Consider the following 22669-nt stretch of genomic DNA (forward strand, 5'->3'; position numbering starts at 1 on the left):
GCTGCCGGCGTTGGTTCGGGTGCGTTTCCCGCCTCGGTGACGGCCCTTACCATTGGCGTGGGGATTGCCGGCTTGTTGGCTATCATTTCCGCCGGTGGCGGGGGCGGCGGGGGCGGCGGGTCGGCTACGCAGCACTGAGAGTCGCTGACAAAACCGCCCGGCCGATGCCGGGCGGTTTTTTGCATTTCAAGCTTCAAACGTTGGCCGAGCCGGCACACAAAAAGGGCGCCGCGATGGCGCCCTTTCTTCCGCCCTGAGCTCAGAACGTCCCCTCCCTGCAGTGCAATCTTCGACCGCCGCGTGTGCTCGGCCAACTCCGTCGCCGATCTCCCCGGCCTTTTCCGCTCGCGGGCAAAGTCCGCGCCGTACCTCTCGCCAGCGGCCCGGCTCGGCTGCCGGCCGATATCGGCATCGGCCACCGTCGGAGGCCATGCCGCTGACGCTCAATCGCTTACCGTTTTCTCGGCGTCCGCGACGTCAGCGGCGGAAGATCCAGAACAGAATCGACAGCAGCAAGGAGATGACGATGCTCGTCACGATCGGGAAGTGGAAGCTGAACCCGTCGCGGACGATATGAATGTCCCCCGGCAGGCGGCCGAACGGCAGCTTCGACAGCCAAGGCCACGCGACACCGGCGAGCATCAGGAGAAGTCCAGAGATGATGAGGAAACGTTGCATACGCGCGGGGTAGAGGGGTTCGAGGTCAACACATTGCGTTTGATGCTTCAGACGACGAATGATTCTCACGTTTGAGCCGCGTCATTCAGCCGGCCCTTTTGTAACTATATGAACGGGTTAACCTACCTCTCATAGTCGGAAGCGGCGGCTCGTGCGCGACGCCCTCCGATCACATCCCCCGAGCTATCGCAACTTCTTCCCGCCGTCCGCCCGCTGGCAGTTCAGCGGGATTCGCCTGGCTCGGGAGGGGTGTTCGGCTTGAATTGTTGCCTGCCTGGTCAGGTGGTGGCTTGGACCGACGGCGCCCTATGCACACCCGCCCTCAAGGTTGGCCGAGCCTACTCGGCCAACCTTGTCGCCGGTTTCGGTGCAAAGCCCACTTCCCCTCCGTAGAGCGATGGGACGAGAAGACCCATTTTGCCTATGACTAGTGAGTACCAGTATTCACAAAGATAGGCAGAGCAAGGCTTGGCAGCGGCTGCTTGCGTCAGTGACGCAAAAAAAATTACGTCTTTTAGGACGTCTATTTATAGTTATGTGGCGAAGTGGCCTTTGCGAGGTGTGGCCCAACGGGGGATGTGCAAACGTCAGCTTTCGGCCACGAGCAGCCATCTAGAGTACGCTCGAATACTAGTTTCAAAGAGGAGACGAACATGAGTGAACTACGGTATCCAAACGAAAGCAGAGAGTATCGCGATGCGCGCGATTTATTGCTTAAAGACGAACAAGAGCTTATCGACAAAGTAAAATCTGTGGCAGAAAGACGCCGCAATCTCCCTCCCGGGGGGGAGTTGAAAGAGGACTACGTCTTCCAATGGGCTAACGATGGGAAAGTAGGGAAGAGTGTGAAATTCTCCGAGCTATTTGCGGACAAAAACACCCTACTGCTTTACTCATTCATGTACGGTCCGAGCTGGGACAAGCCCTGTCCTTCCTGTACGTCGCTGGTCGATGGGTTTGATCGAACCTGGTATCAGGTCACTCAAGACGCCGCGTTTGTCGCAATTGCCAAGGCCCCGGCCGATCGGATCAATGCGTGGGCCAAACAACGTGGATGGTCGCAGATTGACCTGCCCCCAGGATTAGGTCCAAGACCTACTTAGTAAAGTCGGTTAAAAATTCCTGCTTTTGCTCCTGCTCCGCTAGTTCCCCCATGCGGAAGCCTGCCGCAAATGCCGCGGGTGTTTGATAGTCCAGCGAGCTGTGTGGTCTTGCTTCGTTGTAATCCCTTCGCCACACGGCAAGCTCGGCCCGAACATGCGAGAGACTCATGAACCAGTGCTCGTTCAGGCATTCATCGCGCAAGCGCCCGTTGAAGCTCTCGATGTAGGCGTTTTGCGTGGGCCTGCCTGGCTGCGTCAGTTTCAGCTGAATGCCCTTGCTGCTGGCCCACTGGTCCAGCGCATTGCCGGTAAATTCGGGCCCCTGATCCGTTCTGATCGCGGCCGGGCATCCCCGGAATCGGGCCGCCTGCTCCAGCGTTCGGACCACGTAGTGCCCCGAGATCCCATAATCGGCGACCAGGGCGATGCATTCCTTGCTGAAATCATCCACGATAGTGAGCACCTTGATGCGCCGACCATTGGCCAGCGCATCCGATACAAAGTCCATCGACCACACCGCATTGGGCCGATCTGGCCGTTCCAAGGGCTCACGTTCCACGGCCACGCCATGACGCCGCTTCCGTCGCCTAACCATCAAGCCCGCTTCACGATACAGCCGGTAGACCCGCTTGTGGTTGACCCGCACACCTTCGCGATGCAGAAGGATGTGCAAGCGGCGATAGCCAAACCGGCGCCGCTCCTGGGCTAACTCGATTAGCCGTGTCTTCAGCTGCGCATTCCTGACCGTTGTCCGTGCTTGATAGACATGGACACTGCGTGACAACCCCACCAGCCGACAGGCCCGTCGCTCCGAGATAGGGGTCATCTCGCGCATCCGCTGCACCGCCTCACGCTTCTGCTGCGGGGTTAACGCTTTACCCCGAGTGCGACTTTGAGTGCCTCGGCGTCCAAGATAGCCTCGGCCAGCAAGCGCTTCAGCCGGGCCTTCTCGGTCTCGAGCTCCTTCAGCTTCTTGGCATCCGAAACCTCCAGACCGCCGAACTTGGCCCGCCAGTTGTAGAACGACGCATCGCTAAAGCCATGCTGCCGGCACAACTCCTTCACCGCCACGCCGGCTTCGGCTTGCTTCAGAAACCCGATGATTTGTTCTTCCGTGAATCGCTTCTTCAAGTCCGTTCTCCTCGTACAAAACGAACTTTACTAAGTTTCGGATGGCCCTGTTTAGGGGGAGCAGGTCAGAGCAGGTCAAGATTGCGCTGGTTTCCGGATCGGACTCTATGTATCAGGCCGATTACAAATGCCAGGGAGACTCTGATGATATGCAATGGCCGGTGATGCATGTATTTAGGAAGCAGGGTGGAAAGATTTTTCATTTCTGGGGAACTGAACTGTCAGCGAATCATTTAGACACGGTGTGGCCGTATTGGAATCTCATGAACTTTACGCCAGAGGGTCGGCCAGATATTTCCACTCCGCCACAAAATTTCAGGTCCGAATTCTTGGAAAAACACTATCCTGAATAAGGAGTAGTTTGGCGCCCAATCGCGCGGACTTGGATAGTGAGGCGATCTGCAAAGCCCGTCATCAAGTCGTTTTCATAAAGACAGACTCCAATGTCGCCTCCGGGCCAAATGCAGACATTAAGTGCTGGACATATGGTTATGCCGCATAACAAAGCGCTGCAGCTGACGGCCAACTCGCTACGCGGCTTGTCCGCAGCTGAGCTTGGTCGTTAGGCCGACTTAATTGGATAGAGGAATGAGACGATGAGCATTACCTTTCCTGGCGAGTCCGCCGAATACCGAGCCGCCCGCGACCGCCTGCTGACGCAGGAGATCGAGCTTCGCCGCGCCATGGAAGCGGTGGCCGCCGCCCGGCGCGAGTTGCCACCGGGCGGGCTTGTCCCGGAGGACTATATTTTCGACGGCCTTGACACGGATGGTGCGCCAGCCAAGGTGAAGCTCTCGGAGTTTTTCGCCTCGGGCAAGGACGCGCTGGTCATCTACAACTTCATGTTCCCCCGCCACCCGCAGGATGACCGGCCGGGGCCCAGCGAGGGCGCGACGGCGCAGCTGACTCGGGAAGAAGGCCCGTGCCCCTCATGCGTGGCCTTCCTTGATCAGCTGGACGGCGCGGCGATGCACGTGGAGCAGCGGGCCAATTTCGCGGTGATCGCCAAAGCGCCGCTCGACCGCCTGATCGCCTTCGCCAAGGAGCGCGGATGGCGCAACCTGCGCCTTTTCTCGGCGGCCGGAAACCGCTTCAAGCACGACTATCATGCCGAGACGCCCGAAGGGTTCCAGATGCCCATGATGACGGTCTTCCTCCGCCACGGAGACGAGATTCGGCATTTCTGGAGCTCGGAGATGCTCTACGCCCCGACCGATTCGGGCCAGGATCCGCGCCACTGCGGCACCCTAGAGCCGCTCTGGAACATCTTCGACCTCACGCCCGAGGGCCGACCGTCCGACTGGCACGAACAGTTGGACTACGAGTGCTGCCACCGCGGAACGCCGCCGCGCCCGGCGGCCTAACGACCCCTGCTGCTCTATGCCGGTACCGCGGCTTCAGTAAGTCTCAAGTAAACGTGAGCCTAACAACCGCTTGCACCGGACGCGCCGCAAGCGGCGCGCCGCTGAAGCGGGGCGTTGGGCTGACCCCAAAGAAAAACCGCCCGGCCAACGCCGAGCGGTTTTTGTTTTCCTAGCCCAAGGTTGGCCGAGCCTCACGTCGCGCCGCCCTGTCTCGCCCCCAACTGGCTGACCAGCACGCTGAACACGATCAGCGCCGCGCCGCTCACCGCCAGCACCGTCAGGTGTTCGCCGGCGAGCCAGCCCACCAGCCCCGCCCACACCGGCTCCATCGCGTAGATGATCGTCGCGCGGGTGGCCGGCACGGTCTTCTGCGCCCAGTTCATCGCGATCTGGATCAGCGCGGTCGCCAGTCCCAGGCCGACCACGCAGGCGATCAGGCCGGGGTGGGCGACGGGCGGCGCTTCGCCGGTCGCGCCCATGCCGATGAAAGCGAGCAGGGAGACGACGAACAGCTGCACCACGGTGACGCGGCGCGGGTCGCATTGCGCGGCGTAACGGCCGACCAGGCAGATCTCGAGCGCGATCGCCGCCGCGCCGAAGAGCGTCAGCCATTCGCCGACGCCGAAGCTGAAGTCGAGCCCGCGTGGGTCGGCCAGCAGCGCGAGGCCGGCGAACGCGATGGCGACGCCCAGCCACGCGGCGCGCCTAGGGCGGCGGCGGAACAGGCACCACATGATGACGGGCACCAGCGGCACGTAGAGCGCGGTGAGGAAGGCCGACTTGCTGCTCTCGATGTGGCCGAGCCCTACCGTCTGCAAGGAATAGCTGAAAAACAGCACGCCGCCGATGATGACGCCGGCCTTCAGTTCTGCGCGCGTCAGCCCCTTGAGCACGCGGAAAGACACCAGCAAAGCGATCAGCCCCGCCATGCCGAAGCGCATCGCGACGAAGCCGAACGGGCCGGCCCATTGCAGCGCGGTCTGCACCGCGAGGAAGGTGCCGCCCCACAACAGCGTGATGCCGACCAGCGACGCGTCGGGCAGCAGCGATCTGCCCGCGCTCGGCGGCAGGGTGAGGGTCGGATTGGAGGCGGTCATGGCGGGCTCCGTGCGGCGCGATTGCCGTTGAGGTCGATATTGGGCAATATAATGCACACCCACACCGATGTGCAATATATTGCCCAAATGACGGACGCCGCCCCCCTGCAGGTCTTTCTCAACGTCTCGGCCAACCTGCGCGTCGCGCGCCAGCGCCTCGGCTGGAGCCAGGAGAAGCTCGCGCTCGCGGCCGGCGTCAGCCGCCGCATGCTGGTCAACATCGAGGCCGGCGAGAGTAACGTCAGCCTCGCGACGCTCGACAAGCTCGCGGTCGCGCTCGGCCTGAGCTTCGCCGAGGTGGTGCGAGCGCCCGAGGCGCCGCCGTCGCCGGTGCGCGTCTGGCAGGGCGCGTCGCCCGACAGCCACGCCAACCTGATGGAAAGCCTGACCAACAGCGGACGCACGGTCGAGTTATGGGAATGGAAGCTGGCGCCCGGCGAGCGCTACGACGCCGAGGCCGACCCGGCCGGCAGCCACGAGATGCTGTACGTGATCGAAGGCACGCTGGAGCTGGAACGCGCGGGCGGCACCGTGCGGCTGGCGGCTGGCGAGTCGCTGACCTTCGCGTCCGACTCGCCTTACGCCTACCGCAACCCGGGGCGCGCGCCGCTGCGCTTCACCAAGAACGTGATCGTGTCCGCGCCTCGCGCGAAGGACTGAGCCCGCACGGCCAGCCATTCCTCGCGAGCCTTTCCCTTCGCCCGTTTTTCCCGTGCGCGCGCCATCCGGCGGTTCTCCAGAACAGCGCGCCTCTATAGAATCCGATGTACAGGGCCGGCTCTAGCCGACGGCGAAATCGCGCCGACGTCGAATCGCACCCGATAGGCGAAGCACCGATAAAAACCAGAATCCATCCCTACAGACCCATGAAACACGTTTTTAGCGCTTTTCTCGCAGGCCTTCTCGCCGTCTCCGCCCACGCCGCCGCGCTGCCCGAATGCAACAAGCCTCACCGCAGCCATGGCGCCGTCGATGCCTGCCTGGCCAAGGCGCTGGGCTACGCGAAAATAGCACGCGCCAGGGAAGAGGCGAATACGCTGGCCAGCATGCGCGACGCCGCCGGCGGCTCGGGCAAGATCATCGACCAGCAACTGATCAGGAGCTACGGCGCCAGCAAGCTCGCCTTCGACAAATACCTTAAGTCCTATTGCGCCTGGGTTCCTAACACCTACACGCCGAAGATCGAGGCGCCGCAGGCGATGACCGCGTGCGAGGTCGATCTGTTGCGGATGCGGACGGCGCAGCTGAAGGGTTCCTACCATTGACCGGGCGGCCGCCCGTCGCGCCATCACTCGGCGAACATCGCCGAACCACCGGTTGGCCGAGGCCAGCCGGTTTGTCATTGAGAACGGCGTGGATCATGTCGTCGAAGTGCAGGGGTTCGGCCGCGCGCCGCTGCGCTTCACCAAGAACCTGATCGCATCCGCGCCGCGCGCGCAGGACGGATTCCGCTATCCGGCCGAGCCTTGCCGGCGATGCGGGACCGGGAAAGCCTGCCGTTCTTTCCTTGCAGTGTGGCCCTGCGGGGCTATAGGGGAATAGGACGCCGCGAGCTTGCGGCGGGACGGACGGGAAGGCGCGAAATGAAGACGGATTACCAGGTGCTCGAGGTCGAAGGCGGCAGGCCGATCAAGCTGTGGACCGAAGGCGTGCCGGTCGATGCGGCCGCGCGGCAGCAGTTGATGAACACGGCGAAGATGCCGTTCATTTTCGGCCATCTGGCGGTGATGCCCGACGTGCACCTCGGCAAGGGCTCGACCATAGGCAGCGTGATCCCGACCGTCGGCGCGATCATCCCGGCGGCGGTCGGCGTCGACATCGGCTGCGGCATGATGGCCGCGTGCACATCGCTGACAGCGAAAGACCTGCCGGACAACCTTGGCCCGCTGCGCCGCGCGATCGAGATCGCCGTGCCGCACGGCCGCCAGCCGGGCCACCGCGACCCCGGCGCGTGGAACAACCCGCCGCGCGAGGTGGACGACGCGTGGCAGCAGCTCGCGCCGGCTTTCAAGCGCATCACCGACAAATATCCCCATCTCGCGAAGACCCACCACCGCGTGCACCTGGGGACGCTCGGCACCGGCAACCACTTCATCGAGGTCTGCCTCGACGAGGCGGACCGCGTGTGGTTCATGCTGCACTCGGGCTCGCGCGGCGTCGGCAACGCGATCGGCACCCTGTTCATCGAGCTCGCGCAGGACGACATGCGGCAGCACCTCGCCAACCTGCCCGACCGCGACCTCGCCTACCTCGAGGAGGGCAGCCGGCATTTCGACGACTACGTCGAGGCGGTCGGCTGGGCGCAGGCGTACGCGCGCGCGAACCGCGAGCTGATGATGCAGAACGTGATCGCCGCGGCGCACAGGGTGATCACCAAGCCCTTCGACGCCCAAGTCGAGGCGGTCAACTGCCACCACAACTACGTGCAGCGGGAGACGCACTTCGGCCGCAAGGTGTTCGTCACGCGCAAGGGCGCGGTGTCGGCGCAAAAGGGCCAGCTCGGCATCATCCCAGGCTCGATGGGTGCCAAGAGCTACATCGTGCGCGGCCTCGGCAACGAGGAGAGCTTCTGTTCGTGCAGCCACGGCGCCGGCCGCACGATGAGCCGCAGCGAGGCCAAGCGCCGCTTCACGGTCGACGACCAAGTGCGCGCGACGCGCGGCGTCGAATGCCGCAAGGACGCCGGCGTGATCGACGAGATCCCGATGGCGTACAAGGACATCGACGCGGTGATGGCCGCGCAGAAGTCGCTGGTCGAGGTGGTGCACACGCTGCGGCAGGTGGTGTGCGTGAAGGGCTAGCCGTTGACGAAGCGCCCGATCGCCGCGTACGTCGCCGCGCAGTCGTCGGCGACCAGCGCTTCCAGGTTGAGGAAAGCGTGGATCAGGTCGTCGAAGTGCAGGTGTTCGGCCGGCACGCCGGCCTCGGCAAGCTGGTCGAGGTAGGCGAGTGCCTCGTCGCGCAGCGGGTCGAAGCCGGCGGTAACGACCAGCGTGCGCGGCAGGCCGGTCGAGAATTCGCCGAACAGCGGCGACGCGGTGCGGCGGTTTTCGCCGTGCTGGAAGTAGTGGTCGAAGTACCAGGCGACGCGCGACTTGTCGAGGAAGTAGTCGGCGCCGTTCTCGTCGACCGAAGGTTGGCCGAGCGTGTAGTCGAGGCTGGGGTAGATCAGCACCTGGCGGTCGACCTGCAGCGACGCGTCGAACTGCGCGCGCGCCGACACGCTGGCGGCCAGCGCGCCGCCGGCCGAATCGCCGGCCAGCGTCAGTTCGCGCCGGTAGGGCAGGGAGAGCGCGTCGAGCGCGTCCCACACGTCGCGCGCGACGGCGTCGGAGTCGGCGAGGCCGGCCGGGTAGGCGTGCTCGGGCGCGAGCCGGTAGTCGACCGACACGACGGTATGGCTAGTGGCGGCGGCGATGCGGCGGCAGATCGGGTCATATACCTCGACGCTGCCGGCCATGTGGCCGCCGCCGTGGTAGTAGACGATCACCGGCCGCGCCTCGGTCGGCGCCGGGTGGTAGACGCGCACCGGCACGTCGCGCGGGCGCGCCTTGACGACGGCGTCAGCGACGCGTGCGATCTGGGGCCCCGGCGCGACCAGCGAGCGGGTGACGCCGGCGAGCGTCTCGCGCGCGGCCGCGGCGGTGGGCCGGAAGCCGCTGGCGACCAGGATGGCGACCTGGCGGTTGAACCCGGCCAACCAGCCGGCGAGTTTGGGGCTGACTTGTCGCATGGAAAGCCTCCGCAGGGGGCGAGGGAAAAACGGCAGACGTCGCACCGACTATAGCAGTAATGCCCCTGGCATGAGACGGGGCGCCCCCGCCTTTTCGACGCGTCCGGCCGGCTGTTGAAGGCCGGCGTGCGGGCAGCAGAGGGCAGCGCGCCTTGGGCAATTCGCGATCCCGCGTTACCATCACGCCATGGCAGATTTTCCCTACCTTCACGGCTACCCGGCGCCGCTCGTCGAACAAGTGCACGCGCTGATGAGCAGCGGCGAGCTCGGCGCGGTGCTCGCGAAGAAGTACCCCGAGCGCCACGACGTGCAGACCGACAAGGCGCTGTACCAGTACGTCGCCGACATCAAGCAGCGTTATCTGAAGAACGCGCCGCAGCCGTCCAAGGTGATCTACGACAACCAGCAGCACCCGGTGAAGGGCACGCTCGGCACCAACACCTTCGTCGCGCGCGTGCAGGGTGGCAAGCTCAAGACCAAGAACGAGATCCGCATCGCCAGCCTGTTCCGCGACGCGCCCGAGGCCTTCCTGAAGATGATCGTCGTGCACGAGCTGGCGCACCTGAAGGAGAAGGACCACGACAAGGCCTTCTACCAGCTGTGCCGCCACATGGAGCCCGACTACCACCAGCTCGAGTTCGACCTGCGCGTGTGGCTGACGTGGCGCGAGGCGGAACCGGCCGCGTCGCGACGATAAGCCGATGCCGAACGGCAAAGCCGCATAGAATGGGGCTCACACTGAAAAGGACCGCCCCGCATGACGATGAAGAAAACCGACCTGGAAAAGAACAAGGGGCTGAAGATCAACGGCCAGATGAAGCGCGCCGGCATCCCGGGCCGTTTCGGCAGTGCGTCCGACGCCATCCCCGACCGCCGCGAACAGCGCAAGCTCGACCAGGCGGCGGGCCTCGTGCCGTTTGCCGTCAAACTGAACGGCGACCTGGTCAAGGAACTGCACGCGCTGGCGCAGAGCCGCGAAGTCGGCATCAACGAACTGGTGGCCGAGCTGCTGAAAAAGGGCCTGTAAGGCCCGCGCCGCGCGCCGTTAATCGTCGCGCCGGCCGAGAACACCCGCCCACGCCGCCCTTGAGCCGCGTGGGCTTTGCTTTCGGGCTCGGCCAAGCTTCATGACAGGGAAACGGCCGCCGGCCGGCCCGGGCGCGGTATCTATGTTTAAATAGGCGCGCTCGAGACAGAGCATCGATGACCCACGAGAGTCGCGCCCACGGGCAGTGGCCGTCCCATGCGTCCGAATTTCCCATCCCGCGCGGCGCACCCGCCGCGCGTCAGCCGCGTTGTCGCGCGAAAGGTGTCGCCGTGAGCGAATTCCCCCTCATCAGCTGGACCGAAGCCGGCCAGACCCACACCGCCCGCTGGCGCTCGGAAAGCGACGCGCCGCCGCCCAAGAAGGTGATGATCGCCGACGACACGCTCAGCGCCGACAAGGCCTACAAGCTGGTCTGCGAGGGCACCGCGCTGTTGTGGCGCGGCGACTACCACAACGCCCGCCAGCTGCTGTCCGCGCTCGCGCGCCGCGCCGGTCGCAAGCCGCGCAAACCGGCGAGTTCGCCGACCGAGGCGTTCAACTTCCACCGCCAGACGCAGGCGCAGCGCGCGCGCCTCCTCGGCATGCTGCTGTTGCCGTTCAACGCCGACTACAGCATCCCGCTGCGCCGCGCGCCCGACGTGCGCCAGGCCTGCGAAGAGGCGTACGGCCCGGCGGGCGTTGCCTTCGTCGCGTCGCTGCGCGAGCTGCAAGGCCTGGTCGGCTCGCACGAATGGCGCAAGAAGGGCGTCGAGATCACCGCGCTAGGCGGAGAACACATCCACCCGCATTACGGCGTGTATTCGCCGATCCGCGGCGAATATCTGGATCTGGTCGCCGAGGCGCCGCTGCCGTCGACGACGCTCGCGTTCGACATCGGCACCGGCACCGGCGTGCTCGCCGCCGTGCTGGCGCGCCGTGGTGTCGAACGCGTGATCGGCACCGACCAGGACCCGCGCGCACTCGCCTGCGCCCGCGAAAACCTCGACCGCCTCGGCCTTTCCGGCAAGGTCGACGTGGTAGAGGCCGACCTGTTCCCCGAGGGCCGCGCGCCGCTGATCGTCTGCAACCCGCCGTGGCTGCCGGCCAAGCCGACCTCGCCGATCGAAAACGCGGTGTACGACCCGGACAGCCGCATGCTGAAGGGCTTCCTCGACGGCCTGGCCGCCCACCTCGAACCGGGCGGCGAGGGCTGGCTGATCCTGTCCGACCTCGCCGAACACCTCGGCCTGCGCTCGCGCGACGCGCTGCTGGCGCTGTTCGACGCCGCCGGGCTGAAGGTGGTCGACCGGCTCGACATCCGGCCGCGCCACCCCAAAGCCGGCGACGCGTCCGACCCGCTGCACCAGGCGCGCGCGGCCGAAGTCACCTCGCTGTGGCGGCTCGCGGCGCGCTGAGCCCCTAAGCTCGGCCAACCCTGAGCCTGCAAGCCCCGCCAAAAGACCGGGCCGGGCGCGTCTCCCGACGACCACCCGGCCCTTGCAAACACCGGCCGCCGCGATCACACGGCGGCCGGTTCGTTTCATCAGATTCAAGCCGGCTGCTTCACCATCCTCTCGATCGTCATCGTCGCCTCGTGCGTGCGCTCGGCCAACTTCCTCACCTCGTCGGCGACCACCGCGAAGCCACGCCCGGCCTCGCCGGCGCGCGCCGCCTCGATCGCCGCGTTCAGCGCCAACAGATTGGTCTGGTTGGCGATCTGCTGGATCGTCTCGACGATGCCGGTGATCTCGGACAGGCTCTTCTCCAGCTGCTGCCGCTGCAGCTTCGCCTCGTTGTTCTCGGCGGCGTCCTTCTCGGCGTGGATGTCGATCAGCGCGCCGACCACGCGCAGCGGCGTGCCATCTGTGGCGCGGCGCGTCTGGCCGACCGCGCGGAACCAGTTGTAGCGGCCGTCCTTGCACTGCAGCCGGTATTCGACGTCGTACGGCGTGCGGCCGCTCTTGTCGATCAGGTGCGCCTCGAAGGCGGCGAGCGTCGCCGCCTTGTCGTCCGGGTGCAGTCGCGACGCCCAGCTGTCGAGCACGTTCGGAAAGTCCGACTCGTCGGCAAAACCGAGCAGCTGGCGGAACTGGCGCGACCACCAGAACGCATTCTTCGGGTTGACCGGGTCGCCCGCGACCACCTCCATGTCCCACAGCCCCTCGACCAGCAGTTCGCCCGACAGCTCGAAACGCGCCAGCGTCTTGTCGAGCTCGGCGTCGCGCCGGCGCTGGTCGGTGATGTCGGCCAAGGACCCGGCCACGCGCAGCGGCACGCCGGCGACGTCGCGCCGCGTGGCGCCGCGCGCGCGGAACCAGCGGTATTCGCCGCTTTTGAGCTTCAGCCGGTAGATCACGTCGTACGGCGTGCGGCCGCTGCGGTCGTTAAGGTGCGCGGCGAAGGCGGCGAGCGTCGCGTCGCGGTCTTCGGCGTGCAGGCGGTCGGCCCAGCTGCCGAGCACGTTGGGGAAGTCGCGCTCGTCGTTGAAGCCCAGCATCCGCCGGAAGGGCGGCGACCACCAGAACGCGTTGGCCGGGTTGACCGGGTCGCCGGCCACCACCGTCATGTCCCACAGCCCCTCGCTGGCCGCGGCGTTCACCAGGTCGAAGCGCGTCTGCAGCACGTCGATGTCGCCCTGCAGCTCGGCCAAGCTGGCGTTCGACTCACGCTCGGCCGCGCGCGACGGCGAGCTGCGTGGCCAGCGTCTCGCGATCCTGCCGCAACGCATCCACCAGCGCGCGCTCGTGCGCCTGCTTGGGCTCGGGCCAGCGCGGCGGCGACGCCGACGACGCCTGCGCCACGGCGTCGGTCAAGGCGATGAGAAAGGAATTGCGGGCAAACCATGCCATGTCGGACCTCCGATCGAGAGGGGAGCGGCCGCGCCAACGCGCGCGGCCCGGTCCGCATACCATACCAAACGAATATAAAGCGTGCCGTTAAGATGCTTTATCATTTCATCCGATAAGCGCTGATGACGAGCAAAACCGGGGCCTGGCGCGCATCACGCGCAACGCGCCGCATGTTGCGTCGCTGCATTAACCGTCGTCGTCCACCGCGACGCACATCAGCCGCATTGCGCCGTAGGGCCGTCCTCATCGAGGCCGCCCCAAGGCAATGCGAAGCAGGCCATGCCAAAAGTATATTCTCCCGCCGCAACCCGCTAAACTCTCAACCCCATTGCATAAAATGGCTCACCTGCCCACTTCACAAGGATACCCCATGTACCGCAAAGCCCTGTCATGCGCCGCCCTGCTCGCCCTCGTCACCCTGGGTGGCTGCGGCACCACCCGGCACACCGGCGTCGCGCTGAACTGGAAACCGACCAACCTCGCCTACAACCCCGACACCCGCCTGGACCCGGCCCAGGCCAAAACCATCGGTATCGGCCGCCTCGGCGACACCCGCAAAAACCCGCAGGAAATCGGCAAATCGATCGAAGACGGCGGCAACAAACCGGTCACCACCAAGGATGACGTCGCCGCCTGGAGCAGCGACAAACTCAAATCCACTCTTGCCGAGCTCGGCTTCAAGCTGGTGGACCACAACCCGCAACTGCTGATCGGCGGCGAAGTACAAAACTTCTACGTTCTGGAGAACACCTCCTACAAGTCTAATGTGCGCATCAAGCTGAGCGCCTCCGACCCCAGCGGCAAGGTGCTCTGGCAAGGCTTTGCGGTGGGCAATGCCAGCCGCTTCGGACGCTCCTACAAACTGGAGAACTATTACGAAGCGCTCAGCGACGCCTATCTCGACGCCGTGCAAAACCTGCTCAAAGACAAGGAATTCATCGCCGCCGTCAAATAGGCGCAGGCCCGCCCGCTTGGACTGTGCCGCACACCGCATCGCTGCATTGCGCCGGATGTTCGGTCAGCGCGCCCCGTCCGGCGCGTTACGGCCTTTTCCTCCGGCCGAGCCCCGCGAACGAAAAAACCGCCCGATCGAGCAACCGGGCGGTTTTTGCTTCGGACGGCAGGCTCGGCCAAGCCAGTGCGCAATTGCACGCCGGTTTGCATTCGATTTGAACATCCGTTGGGCTTGCCCCTGAAAGGGGCGAAATGATGCGCCATGCAAGCCCAAAGCCTGCTGGCGGTAAGCCCGAATAAGAATACTGGCCCCGATTACCGTGGAGCAGGGCTCATGGCGCCCGCCGGGAGGTGCTGCGCCAGGAAGCCCCCCAGCGCCTCGCGCCATGCCTCACGCGAGAACAGAAAGCCGTCGTTATGGCCGCCGGCCAGCTCCAAAAACGCTTTCGGCCCCTTGACGGCGGCAAACAGCCGCTCGCCGTGGCTGAACGGCACGATGTCGTCCTGGCGGCTGTGGGCGATGAGCACCGGGCTCGAGACGCGCCCAAGGGCCTCCAGCGCGTCGTAACGGTAGCGCGCCAGCCACCGCGCCGGCAGCCAGGGATAGAGCTCCGCCGCGAGTTCGGGCACCGAGACGAAGCTCGATGCGAGCACCAGCGCCCCGGGGCGCTCGTCCGCGGCGAGCCGGGCGACGACGGCGCCGCCCAGCGACTCGCCCACCAGCACGATGCGCTCGGGCGGGAAGCCCCGTTCCGCCACGAGGTAGCGCCAGGCGGCGCGGGCATCGGCGTAGGTGCCCTCCTCGCTCGGCCTGCCTTCGCTGCGGCCGTAGCCGCGGTATTCGAAGAGCAGCAGCGAGTAGCCGAGGCGGTGGAACATCGGGGCGTAGTCCATCCGGTGCGAGATGTTGCCGGCGTTGCCGTGGGCGAGGAGCGCCACCCCGCGCGCCGCCGGCGCGGGGAGATACCAGGCCTCGATCCGGATCCCGTCTTCGGTCGTCAACCACACCGCCTCGTAGGCTAGCCCGGCGTCCCTGGGCGTCTGCACGATCTGCCTGCCCATGTCGGGGAAGTAGACGAGGTGCCCCTGCAGCACGAACACGAGGCCCAACAGCGCGGCATATGCCGCGCCGCCCACGGTCAACATTTTTAGCAAGACTTCCATCGCCCGCGCCGAAATATGGGGTCAGACTTCATTGATCTTGATCCCGACTAACGAACACATCGCGTCCGACCCCATTCATCGCCTCCTCGTCCGTGGAAAGGCTGGATGAGCATACTGCCCCCCTATGTGCGCCCCCTTGATGCAACGGTCAGAATCCGTGCGGCTCTCGGGCGAGCCTCATGCCATCGTTCGCAGGTACTCTTCGAGACGATCGAAGCTCGCGGACGCGCCTTCCTTCATCCCCGTTTTGAGCGCCGCGTCGCGAGCCGCCTTCGACGGGTAGCGTATCCGGCTCGTGATCGTCGTCTTGCCGTCCTCCTCAGAGAGAAGCAGCGTATTGAGCGTTTCGGGCCAGTCGCCGCCCCACGACTCGGTGCTGACGATCCGCTCGGGCGGCACGATCTCCTGATACACGCCGCGCATCCCCATCTCGGAGCCGTCGGAACGGCGCCAGACGAAGTGCCACGCCCCGCCCGGACGGTAATCGATTTCGCAGACGGGCATGGCCCAGCCTTCCGGGCCGAGCATCCAGTGCGGCGGGTGCTCGGGGTGGGTCCAGGCCTCGAAGACGAGCCTGCGCGGCGCGTCGACGACGCGCGTCATGACGATCTCCTGATCCGACGGCATCGAGAACGTCGTGGCACTGACCCTATTTGCCGCAGTCATGACTCCTCTCCTTCTCTTCAGGTGTTGCAGGGGCTCACCCAACGGTAGGATGCGTGCCGCTGCGCGGCAAGGCCCCTTCGCGACGTCGTCCGCGCCACGTCCCTGTCGCACCCTCGCGCCGATTCCTATTCGCAAAGCCGGCTTGCATCACGCCTAGCCCGCCATGATCCGCCAGCGCTCCGGTCCAGCCCCACTCGCCCGGCAACGCCAACGTCATTAGAATGGCTAGAACACCATTCCGGATACCACCATGACGCAGTGGACCCGCGACGAGGTACTGGTCGCGCTCAACCTCTACACCCGGCTGAACTTCGGCCAATTCCACGCCCGCCAGCCGCTGGTAATCGCCGCCGCGACCGCGCTCGGCCGCACGCCCGGTTCGGTCGCGATGAAGCTGGGCAACCTCGCCAGCCTCGACCCCGCCATCGTCGACACCGGCCGCGCCGGCCTCGCCAAGGCGTCCAAACTCGACCGCGACGTGTGGGCGGCATTCCTCGACGACAGCGAAAGCGTCGGCCTGGAAAGCGAACGCATCACCGCCGCGCTCGCTCCGACGTTGGCCGAGCCTGTGGATCAACCCTCGGCCAAGCTTGGGCACGTCGTGCAAGACATTCCGGCCGACTACCTCACCAGCCGCACCACGATGGTCGAGACACGCGTCGGCCAACGTTTCTTCCGCCGCGCGCTGCTGAGCAGCTACCGCGGCCGCTGCTGCATGACAGGGTTGGCCGAGCCTAAATTGCTGGTCGCCAGCCACATCAAACCGTGGGCGCTCGACAAGCGGCACCGCCTCAACCCGAGCAACGGCCTGCTGCTATCGGCGCTGCACGACAAGGCCTTCGACACGGGGCTGATCTCGCTCGACGACGACTTGCGCGTACTGGTTTCGGACCGGATCAAAAGCTTGGCCGAGCACGGCTTCGCGCGGGACAGCCTGATCAGGCTGGAAGGGCGGCGGATAGACCTGCCGGAGAAATGGCGGCCGGATGCCGGGTTGGTGCAGTGGCATCGGGAAGAGTGGTTTGAATGCGCCGCCGTGGCCGACCCTCGCCGGGCGGCCGGCCTACCCGACAAGTCGGGCCGGCTTCCTTGAGCGCCACCAGCGCCTCGTTCGTCTGCTCCTGCAGACAAGGGCACGACGCTGACCGTGATCGCCACCCGCTCGGCCAACTTGATGAATGCCTCGCCGTCGGCGCGCGTGAGGTTGGCGGCCGAGCACAGCGCAGCAGCGCGTAGGGGAAGGGCGGGATGTCGCACATGGGGATGCCGGCGCACACCACGGTGCCGCCCTGACTAACCCTGGCGGACCTCGGCGCCGGCCAAGCTGTTACCATCGCGGCTTCTTCACTGGATGTTCCCGCATGACGCGCGCCGTACCGCCTCTTCCCGCCCGCGACGGCGTCGCCGCCAGCCGCCTGTGGCTGCCGGCCGGCGACTGGCCCGACCTGTTGAGCTTCCTCGTCGCGCGCTTCGCGCACCTGGATGCCGACGTGTGGGTGCGGCGCTTCGCCAACGGCGAGGTGCTGGACGAACTCGGCCAACCTTTGAGGGCCGACACGCCGTACAAGGCCGGACGCTGCCTGCACTACTACCGCGACGTGCCGCCCGAGCGCGTCGTGCCGTTCGCCGAAACCGTGCGCTACCGCGACGCGCGGCTCTTGGTGGTCGACAAGCCGCACTTCCTGGCGACGATACCGTCCGGCAAGCATCTGCACCAGACGCTCTTGATGCGGCTGCGCACCTCGCTCGATCTGCCCCAGCTCACGCCCATCCACCGGCTCGACCGCGAGACCGCCGGCGTGATGCTGTTCTGCGTCGATCCGGCCAGCCGCGGCGCCTACCAGACGCTATTCGCCGAGCGCCGCGTTGCCAAGACCTACGAGGCCATCGTCCACCACCGCGCGCGTCTCTCGCTGCCGTATGTGCACCGGAGCCGGCTCGTCGAGCGCGACGACAGCTTCGTGATGCACGAGGTGGACGGCGAGCCGAACAGCGAGACGCGCGTCGAGCTGATCGAGGCGATGGGCGGCACGGCGCGGCTGCGCCTCATGCCTTTGACCGGCAAGAAACACCAGCTGCGCGCGCACCTGGCGGCGCTCGGCGTGCCTATCGTGAACGACCGCTGGTATCCGCGCCTGTTGCCCGACGGCCCGGACGACTACGACAGGCCGCTGAAGCTGTTGGCGCGGTCGATCGCATTCACCGACCCGTTCAGCGGCGTGGCGTGTCGCTTCGAGAGCGGGCTGTCGCTGTAGGCACTGAGCACGACCGACCTTGTTCTGCGCCAACGCGATCGGCGCGCGCGATGGTCATACTGGAGCGAGGGCTGCGGGGATGACAGCGCGCCTTTGCTTTATCATGCCTGCTTGTTGAAACGGGCCGTCCGCCCCCTCGAAAAGACCACCATGACCGAATCCGCCCCGCTCGCTCCCAAGCCCTGTCACAAATGCGGTTCGGCCGCCGAAGTGATCAAGTCCGGCTCGCGCCGCTTCTGGGTGCAGTGCAGCCGCTACGCCGACCAGGGCAACTGCAACGCGATCGGCCCGCAGACCGACAACCGCAAGGAAGCGATCTTCCGCTGGAACGCGACGCGCTGAGTGCCACGCATAGGGCCGCGACGTTGGCCGAGCCCAGACAAGCGAAAACCGCCGGGGTCGACCCGGCGGTTTTGTTTGCCCGGCGCGCGGCGGGGCGGGCGGCTCGGCCAACCTGGGTGGCCCGATCGCTACGAGGCGCGCTTTTGCGAGGCGATCGACGAGAAGGTGTTGATCACCTCGACCACCTGATGGGTACTGTCGCGGATCTTGTTGATCGCGTCGCCGGCGTCGTTGGCGTGCGCCACGCCTTGTTCAGCCTGCTTGAGCATGGCGCTCATGCTGACGATGGCGGTGTGCGTGCCCTCGCGAATGGTTTCGATCATGCCGGAAATCTCGGCGGTGGAACGGGTGGTGCGCTCGGCCAGCTTGCGCACTTCGTCGGCCACCACGGCGAAACCGCGCCCCTGTTCGCCGGCGCGCGCCGCCTCGATGGCGGCGTTGAGCGCCAACAGGTTGGTCTGGTCGGCGATGTCGTGGATGGTGTTGACGATGGAGGTGATCTGGGACGACTGCGTGCCGAGCGCTTCGATCAGTTGCGTCGAGACGCGCGCGCTGTCGGCGATGCGGCGCATCTCGGCCGCGGCGGTCTCGATCACGCTGGCGCCCTGCCGCGAGAGCGCTTCGGTGCTTTCGGACAGCTTGTACGCCTCCGTGGCGTGTTCGATGTCGCGGTTGACGTTGAGCACGCTCTCGGTGACATCGGTGGCGAACTTGATCACCTTGTAGATCACGCCGTCGGCGTCGAACATTGGGTTGTACGAGGCCTCGAGCCACAACACGGCGCCGCCGCGCCCGCGCCGCTGGAACTGGCCGGCCATGTATTCGCCGCGGTTGAGCCGTTGCCAGAACGCGGCGTACTCGGGACTCTTCATGTAGGCGTCGTCGCAGAACAGGCGGTGATGCTGGCCCTGGATGTCGGCGAGCGAGTAGCCCACGGCGGCGAGAAAGTTGTCGTTGGCGGTGAGGATGGTGCCGTCGGGCGCGAACTCGATCACCGCCATCGAGCGGCTGATCGCCGTGATCTTGTTATCCTGCTCATGCGCCTCGCGGGTGTGCCGGGTGATGTCCTGCGCGAACTTGATGACCTTGAGCAGCCTGCCGTCCTTGCCGAATACCGGATTGTACGAGGCTTCGAGCCAGATCGGCTGGCCGTCGCGGCCGACGCGCTTGAATTCGCCGGAAACGAATTCGCCGCGGTTCAGTCGTTGTCAGAACTCGGCGTATTCAGCGCTGAACGTATAACCTTTTTCGCAGAAGATGCGATGGTGTTTGCCGACGATGTCCGCACGCTGGTAGCCGACGGTAGCAAGGAAATTCTCGTTGGCGTCGATAATGGTGCCGTCCGGCATGAATTCGATCACCGCCATCGAACGCTTGATCGCGGCGAGCACCGCTTGCTGCGTATCGATGAGTTCTTGTTGCGCCGACACTTGCTGCTTGAGCTTGTGATTGAACATGCTTGCCCTCCCCAGGCGATCAATCCCTACGTAATTTTATTTTTAATGCAATAGCACAAATGAATATAGCCGATATGTTCCCGGCTTTCCTGCCAGGCGGGTCCGGCATGCCGTGCCCACGGGTGCGGCACTCATGACGCAAAGCGGGATCGGCAGGCGCAAATCCCCGCCGGGCAGCGCGGGGCAGCCCTCTCCCTCCGGAAGGGGCAAGGGGAAAAAGGCGGACAAAACGGCCGGCTGGCCTATGCTGGGGTTAAGTTGCGGCGGGGGCTGCGACCGCAGGAAGGTACCTGCCCCATCCCGGATGCCGCGCCGCCGGCCGGGCGGCACGACGAGGAGTCAGACCATGGCCAAACACCAATTGCGCAGTACGAAAGAGCCCAAGAAACCCAAAAAAGCGAAACAGGTGACCGTCGTTTCCACGACCATCAGCCCGCTGGTCACGCCGGCCAAACCCAGCCTCGGCCACAAGACCCGGCATTAGTCCGGGGCGCGGCGATAGGAAAAAGGCTGACTGCGATCGCGCAGTCAGCCTTTTTTCATTGATGGACAGGCTAGGCCCGGGCCGCCGCGCATCGTCCTCAGAATTCCACCGTCACCTTCTTGGCGCCCAGCATCTTGGCGCGTGCGATCAGTTGTTCGAGCGTGGCCTCGGAGAGCAGGACGTCGGGCACGGCGGCCGGGGCGGGGGCGGGGGCGGCCACCGCCTGCGGCGCCGGGGCCGGCGCGGCGGGGGCGCGCACCGGTTCGGCCGGCGACTCGGCCAACAGGCCCGACAACGCGGCGCACAGCCTTTCGTAAGCTTCGCGACTGGGCTTGATGTGGCTGCCATCCTGCGCCTCGTAACGCTGGATCGCGGCGGTGGACAGCTGCACTTGCTGCGCGAGCGCGGTGCGCGACAGGCGCAGCTGCTTCCGCATGGCTTTCAACGCCGGAGGGAACTCCGCGCTTTCAAAGTCGGGCAGGACAGGCATGTGGGGCACCGCGTGAATGAGGGTAGACCGGCAGCATCATACACCACACCCCACAAATACACACAAATCATACATCGCGCGCTGCCTGTATGTATTAATTTTGCAACATACGAAAATCAACACCATCACGACGGCAGGAAGTTTGCCATTTAATTACAGAACACTGCACTGCGTCGTGCGTCGCGTATTAAAGAAACACACACTCAATACATACAAGCGCATAAACGATACATCAGCCCTATCCGCATAAAATCATACAACAATACATTTAATACTTAGGGGAAATACGCGTCGCGCCTTGCCAGCCAACGATTCCCGCGCGACGAGATCGCGCGCAAGACGGGCGTCAGCGGCTATGTATGTGGCATGTATTTTTCGGACGCCGGCGATGAGCACACAAGTACGGCGCCCGGATATTGAGGCCTCGTGACACGCGGCCTAACCGGGAGGCGGAGGAGGGCGGGGCGCTTGCAGGGCGGCGCCGGCCGGACACGGTCTGGCAGGGCACGAGGCCAAAATTGGTGGTCGCCCTCGCCGCCGGCCATAATGCGAAGCGTCACCTTGCCCTGGATGGGAGAAACGTCGATGAGAACAATCGCACTGGCCCTGTGCCTTGGCGCCTGGCTCGCGAGCGGCATCGCGTCGGCCGCCGGACGCGTATATGGACGCGTCTATTTCGTCGAGCCGGACAACGGCGCCACGGTACAAAGCCCGTTCAAGGTGCGCTTCGGCGTGGAAGGCCTGCGCATCGCGCCGGCCGGCGACGCGACGCCCGGCACCGGCCACCATCACCTGATCATCGACGGCGACCCCATCCCGCAGAAAGAGGGGGTGCCGAGCGACGAGCGCCACCTGCACTTCGGCAAGGGGCAGACGAAAACCGAGTTGGCGCTGCCGCCGGGCGAGCACACGTTGACGCTGCAGTTCGCCGACGGCGCGCATCGGTCCTACGGGCCGGAGCTGAGCAGCAGCATCAGGGTGAAAGTCGCGCCGTAACGTAAGGCAGACCATCCCACCCGACGCAAAACGGGCGAAGCGCCATCAAGCGCTTCGCCCGCTTCGTTTTTGTTCCAACCGTCTTATCCACAGCCCCAACTTGTCCACAAGCCGGCGCGGGCGGCGGCGCCTCAAGGTTGGCCGAGCAGCCCGTCGAGCAGCGTGTGCAGGCCGTCGGTCAGCGCCCGCACCGAACCTTCGAGGTCCCAGTCGTCGTGGCCTTGGCGCACAACGTTCGAGATCGCGCGCAACTCCAGAAAGCGCACACCTTCCTCGCGGCACACATGGAAGAACGCCGCGCCCTCCATGTTCTCGATCTCCACCTCGCGCGCGTCGACGAAGGGTGCTAGCGCCGCGTTCAGCGACAGGCTGCGCGCGCGCTTGAAAGGCGTGTCATCGGGCAGGTGAGGGCAGGCGAGCGTGTGGCGGCGCGCGAAGTCCATGTCGAGCGGCAGGTGCGCCAGATGCGTGAAACCGTCCGGCGTGAAGAAGCCCAGATCGCCCTCGACCTCCGACTCGACCAGCACCACGTCGCCGACCGACAGCTGCGCGTGCGGGTACATGCCGGCCACGCCGGCGAGGATGATCCAGTCGGGGCGCTCCTTGAGGATTTCCTTGGTCGCGGCGTGCGCGGTGGCGGTCAGGCCGACGCCGGAAACCAGCGTCTTCACGCCGTCGCGCTGGAACAGGCTGGCTTCGGTGGCGGTGGGGAAGAGGAGGGTGATGTTCATGGTGGGCAAAGAAGAAGGCAACCGATAACCATTATACGTAGCAAGAAATGTTCCGAAGCATCGGAAACAACTGCTGGCATGTTTCACTCAGGCGTTCGATGAATCGTAGATTCAGTAGCACAAACATTCATGCAAAATGGATTGTCAT

The 22669-nt window shown here is 65.4% G+C and carries 27 protein-coding genes and 1 pseudogene; 15 read left to right on the forward strand and 13 right to left on the reverse strand.

Features of this window, described 5'->3' with window-relative positions; translation table 11 throughout:
- Positions 1-477 precede the first annotated feature (477 nt).
- Positions 478-678: a DUF2905 domain-containing protein gene (locus tag DWG20_RS05040; RefSeq protein ID WP_115432784.1), complete on the reverse strand. Its 201-nt coding sequence runs from the start codon at positions 676-678 to the stop codon at positions 478-480.
- A 653-nt stretch (positions 679-1331) separates the two neighbouring features.
- Here DWG20_RS05040 and DWG20_RS05045 point away from each other — a divergent pair.
- Positions 1332-1781 (forward strand): DUF899 family protein, encoded by a 450-nt coding sequence (locus DWG20_RS05045; RefSeq protein WP_220272014.1) that lies wholly within the window; start codon positions 1332-1334, stop codon positions 1779-1781.
- Here the strand turns inward: DWG20_RS05045 and DWG20_RS05050 are convergent.
- Positions 1774-2912 (reverse strand): IS3 family transposase gene (locus tag DWG20_RS05050; RefSeq protein ID WP_425451601.1). Its coding sequence is split into 2 segments (ribosomal slippage): positions 1774-2660 and positions 2660-2912, totalling 1140 coding nucleotides; the frame shifts between segments, so codons are not numbered across the junction. The genes DWG20_RS05045 and DWG20_RS05050 overlap by 8 nt on opposite strands.
- A gap of 41 nt (positions 2913-2953) precedes the next feature.
- On the opposite strand from DWG20_RS05050, the gene DWG20_RS16700 reads away from it, so the two are divergent.
- Both DWG20_RS16700 and DWG20_RS05060 read left to right on the forward strand, forming a co-directional pair.
- Positions 2954-3265 carry a DUF899 family protein gene (locus DWG20_RS16700; protein WP_425451602.1) on the forward strand — a complete coding sequence of 104 codons (312 nt, stop codon included), beginning with the start codon at positions 2954-2956 and terminating at the stop codon, positions 3263-3265.
- Positions 3266-3508: 243 nt separating this feature from the next.
- Positions 3509-4276: a DUF899 family protein gene (locus DWG20_RS05060; protein WP_115432786.1), complete on the forward strand. Its 768-nt coding sequence runs from the start codon at positions 3509-3511 to the stop codon at positions 4274-4276.
- 191 nt (positions 4277-4467) lie between these two features.
- Here the strand turns inward: DWG20_RS05060 and DWG20_RS05065 are convergent, their stop codons facing one another.
- On the reverse strand, positions 4468-5373 hold the full coding sequence (locus DWG20_RS05065) for a DMT family transporter (protein ID WP_115432787.1): 906 nt from the start codon (positions 5371-5373) through the stop codon (positions 4468-4470).
- Positions 5374-5460: 87 nt separating this feature from the next.
- Here DWG20_RS05065 and DWG20_RS05070 point away from each other — a divergent pair, with 87 nt between their 5' ends.
- The 3 genes from DWG20_RS05070 to DWG20_RS05080 all read left to right on the forward strand — a co-directional run bounded on the left by DWG20_RS05070 (position 5461) and on the right by DWG20_RS05080 (position 8174).
- On the forward strand, positions 5461-6033 hold the full coding sequence (locus DWG20_RS05070) for a helix-turn-helix domain-containing protein (RefSeq protein ID WP_115432788.1): 573 nt from the start codon (positions 5461-5463) through the stop codon (positions 6031-6033).
- Between the two features lie 206 nt (positions 6034-6239).
- Entirely contained in the window at positions 6240-6638 is a 399-nt protein-coding gene (locus DWG20_RS05075; protein ID WP_115432789.1) for a hypothetical protein, read from the forward strand.
- Positions 6639-6956: 318 nt separating this feature from the next.
- Entirely contained in the window at positions 6957-8174 is a 1218-nt protein-coding gene (locus DWG20_RS05080) for an RtcB family protein (RefSeq protein ID WP_115432790.1), read from the forward strand.
- On the opposite strand, the gene DWG20_RS05085 is transcribed toward DWG20_RS05080, so the two are convergent.
- Positions 8171-9106: an alpha/beta hydrolase gene (locus DWG20_RS05085; protein ID WP_115432791.1), complete on the reverse strand. Its 936-nt coding sequence runs from the start codon at positions 9104-9106 to the stop codon at positions 8171-8173. The genes DWG20_RS05080 and DWG20_RS05085 overlap by 4 nt on opposite strands.
- A 187-nt stretch (positions 9107-9293) precedes the next feature.
- Between DWG20_RS05085 and DWG20_RS05090 the strand changes: the two genes are divergently transcribed.
- The 3 genes from DWG20_RS05090 to DWG20_RS05100 all read left to right on the forward strand — a co-directional run bounded on the left by DWG20_RS05090 (position 9294) and on the right by DWG20_RS05100 (position 11548).
- Positions 9294-9803: a M48 family metallopeptidase gene (locus DWG20_RS05090; protein WP_115432792.1), complete on the forward strand. Its 510-nt coding sequence runs from the start codon at positions 9294-9296 to the stop codon at positions 9801-9803.
- Between the two features lie 60 nt (positions 9804-9863).
- The gene (locus tag DWG20_RS05095) at positions 9864-10133 is read left to right on the forward strand and encodes a hypothetical protein (protein WP_240674212.1); all 270 of its coding nucleotides are present in this window, start codon (positions 9864-9866) and stop codon (positions 10131-10133) included.
- Positions 10134-10423: 290 nt separating this feature from the next.
- Positions 10424-11548 (forward strand): N5-glutamine methyltransferase family protein, encoded by a 1125-nt coding sequence (locus DWG20_RS05100; RefSeq protein ID WP_181880976.1) that lies wholly within the window; start codon positions 10424-10426, stop codon positions 11546-11548.
- A 134-nt stretch (positions 11549-11682) separates the two neighbouring features.
- Here the strand turns inward: DWG20_RS05100 and DWG20_RS16710 are convergent, their stop codons facing one another.
- Positions 11683-12783 carry a PAS domain-containing protein gene (locus tag DWG20_RS16710; protein WP_220272016.1) on the reverse strand — a complete coding sequence of 367 codons (1101 nt, stop codon included), beginning with the start codon at positions 12781-12783 and terminating at the stop codon, positions 11683-11685.
- 13 nt (positions 12784-12796) lie between these two features.
- Positions 12797-12982 (reverse strand): hypothetical protein, encoded by a 186-nt coding sequence (locus DWG20_RS05110; protein ID WP_115432795.1) that lies wholly within the window; start codon positions 12980-12982, stop codon positions 12797-12799.
- Between the two features lie 370 nt (positions 12983-13352).
- Between DWG20_RS05110 and DWG20_RS05115 the strand changes: the two genes are divergently transcribed.
- Complete coding sequence (locus DWG20_RS05115; protein ID WP_115432796.1) at positions 13353-13937, forward strand: DUF4136 domain-containing protein; 585 nt, start codon at positions 13353-13355, stop codon at positions 13935-13937.
- 314 nt (positions 13938-14251) lie between these two features.
- Here the strand turns inward: DWG20_RS05115 and DWG20_RS05120 are convergent, their stop codons facing one another.
- Positions 14252-15100 (reverse strand): alpha/beta hydrolase, encoded by an 849-nt coding sequence (locus tag DWG20_RS05120; RefSeq protein WP_115432797.1) that lies wholly within the window; start codon positions 15098-15100, stop codon positions 14252-14254.
- Positions 15101-15277: 177 nt separating this feature from the next.
- A complete protein-coding gene (locus DWG20_RS05125) occupies positions 15278-15703 on the reverse strand; it encodes an SRPBCC family protein (RefSeq protein ID WP_220272017.1) in 426 nt (141 codons plus the stop codon).
- A gap of 313 nt (positions 15704-16016) precedes the next feature.
- Here DWG20_RS05125 and DWG20_RS05130 point away from each other — a divergent pair, with 313 nt between their 5' ends.
- From DWG20_RS05130 to DWG20_RS05140, 3 genes are all read left to right on the forward strand, one after another.
- Positions 16017-16859: an HNH endonuclease gene (locus tag DWG20_RS05130; protein ID WP_115432799.1), complete on the forward strand. Its 843-nt coding sequence runs from the start codon at positions 16017-16019 to the stop codon at positions 16857-16859.
- Positions 16860-17127: 268 nt separating this feature from the next.
- Complete coding sequence (locus DWG20_RS05135; RefSeq protein ID WP_115432800.1) at positions 17128-18021, forward strand: pseudouridine synthase; 894 nt, start codon at positions 17128-17130, stop codon at positions 18019-18021.
- A gap of 150 nt (positions 18022-18171) precedes the next feature.
- Positions 18172-18363: a Lar family restriction alleviation protein gene (locus DWG20_RS05140; RefSeq protein WP_115432801.1), complete on the forward strand. Its 192-nt coding sequence runs from the start codon at positions 18172-18174 to the stop codon at positions 18361-18363.
- Positions 18364-18491: 128 nt separating this feature from the next.
- On the opposite strand, the gene DWG20_RS16375 is transcribed toward DWG20_RS05140, so the two are convergent.
- The 3 genes and pseudogenes from DWG20_RS16375 to DWG20_RS16720 all read right to left on the reverse strand — a co-directional run bounded on the left by DWG20_RS16375 (position 18492) and on the right by DWG20_RS16720 (position 19820).
- Complete coding sequence (locus DWG20_RS16375; RefSeq protein ID WP_281269959.1) at positions 18492-19364, reverse strand: methyl-accepting chemotaxis protein; 873 nt, start codon at positions 19362-19364, stop codon at positions 18492-18494.
- Positions 19365-19433: 69 nt separating this feature from the next.
- Positions 19434-19565: pseudogene (locus tag DWG20_RS16715) on the reverse strand (PAS domain-containing protein); the annotation flags it as partial.
- 6 nt (positions 19566-19571) lie between these two features.
- Entirely contained in the window at positions 19572-19820 is a 249-nt protein-coding gene (locus DWG20_RS16720) for a PAS domain-containing protein (protein ID WP_425451603.1), read from the reverse strand.
- A gap of 346 nt (positions 19821-20166) precedes the next feature.
- Between DWG20_RS16720 and DWG20_RS16100 the strand changes: the two genes are divergently transcribed.
- Positions 20167-20304, forward strand: a complete 138-nt coding sequence (locus tag DWG20_RS16100; RefSeq protein WP_166726942.1) for a hypothetical protein — start codon at positions 20167-20169, stop codon at positions 20302-20304.
- A 97-nt stretch (positions 20305-20401) separates the two neighbouring features.
- On the opposite strand, the gene DWG20_RS05150 is transcribed toward DWG20_RS16100, so the two are convergent.
- Complete coding sequence (locus DWG20_RS05150) at positions 20402-20740, reverse strand: helix-turn-helix domain-containing protein (protein ID WP_245944774.1); 339 nt, start codon at positions 20738-20740, stop codon at positions 20402-20404.
- 639 nt (positions 20741-21379) lie between these two features.
- Here DWG20_RS05150 and DWG20_RS05155 point away from each other — a divergent pair.
- Complete coding sequence (locus DWG20_RS05155; RefSeq protein ID WP_115432803.1) at positions 21380-21790, forward strand: DUF4399 domain-containing protein; 411 nt, start codon at positions 21380-21382, stop codon at positions 21788-21790.
- 131 nt (positions 21791-21921) lie between these two features.
- Here DWG20_RS05155 and DWG20_RS05160 read toward each other — a convergent pair whose 3' ends face one another.
- Positions 21922-22521, reverse strand: coding sequence for a phosphorylase family protein (locus tag DWG20_RS05160; RefSeq protein WP_115432804.1), 600 nt, complete (start codon positions 22519-22521; stop codon positions 21922-21924).
- Positions 22522-22669 lie beyond the last annotated feature (148 nt).

It is taken from the genome of Crenobacter cavernae, from assembly GCF_003355495.1.
In the GTDB taxonomy this organism is placed as follows: Bacteria; Pseudomonadota; Gammaproteobacteria; order Burkholderiales; family Chromobacteriaceae; genus Crenobacter; species Crenobacter cavernae.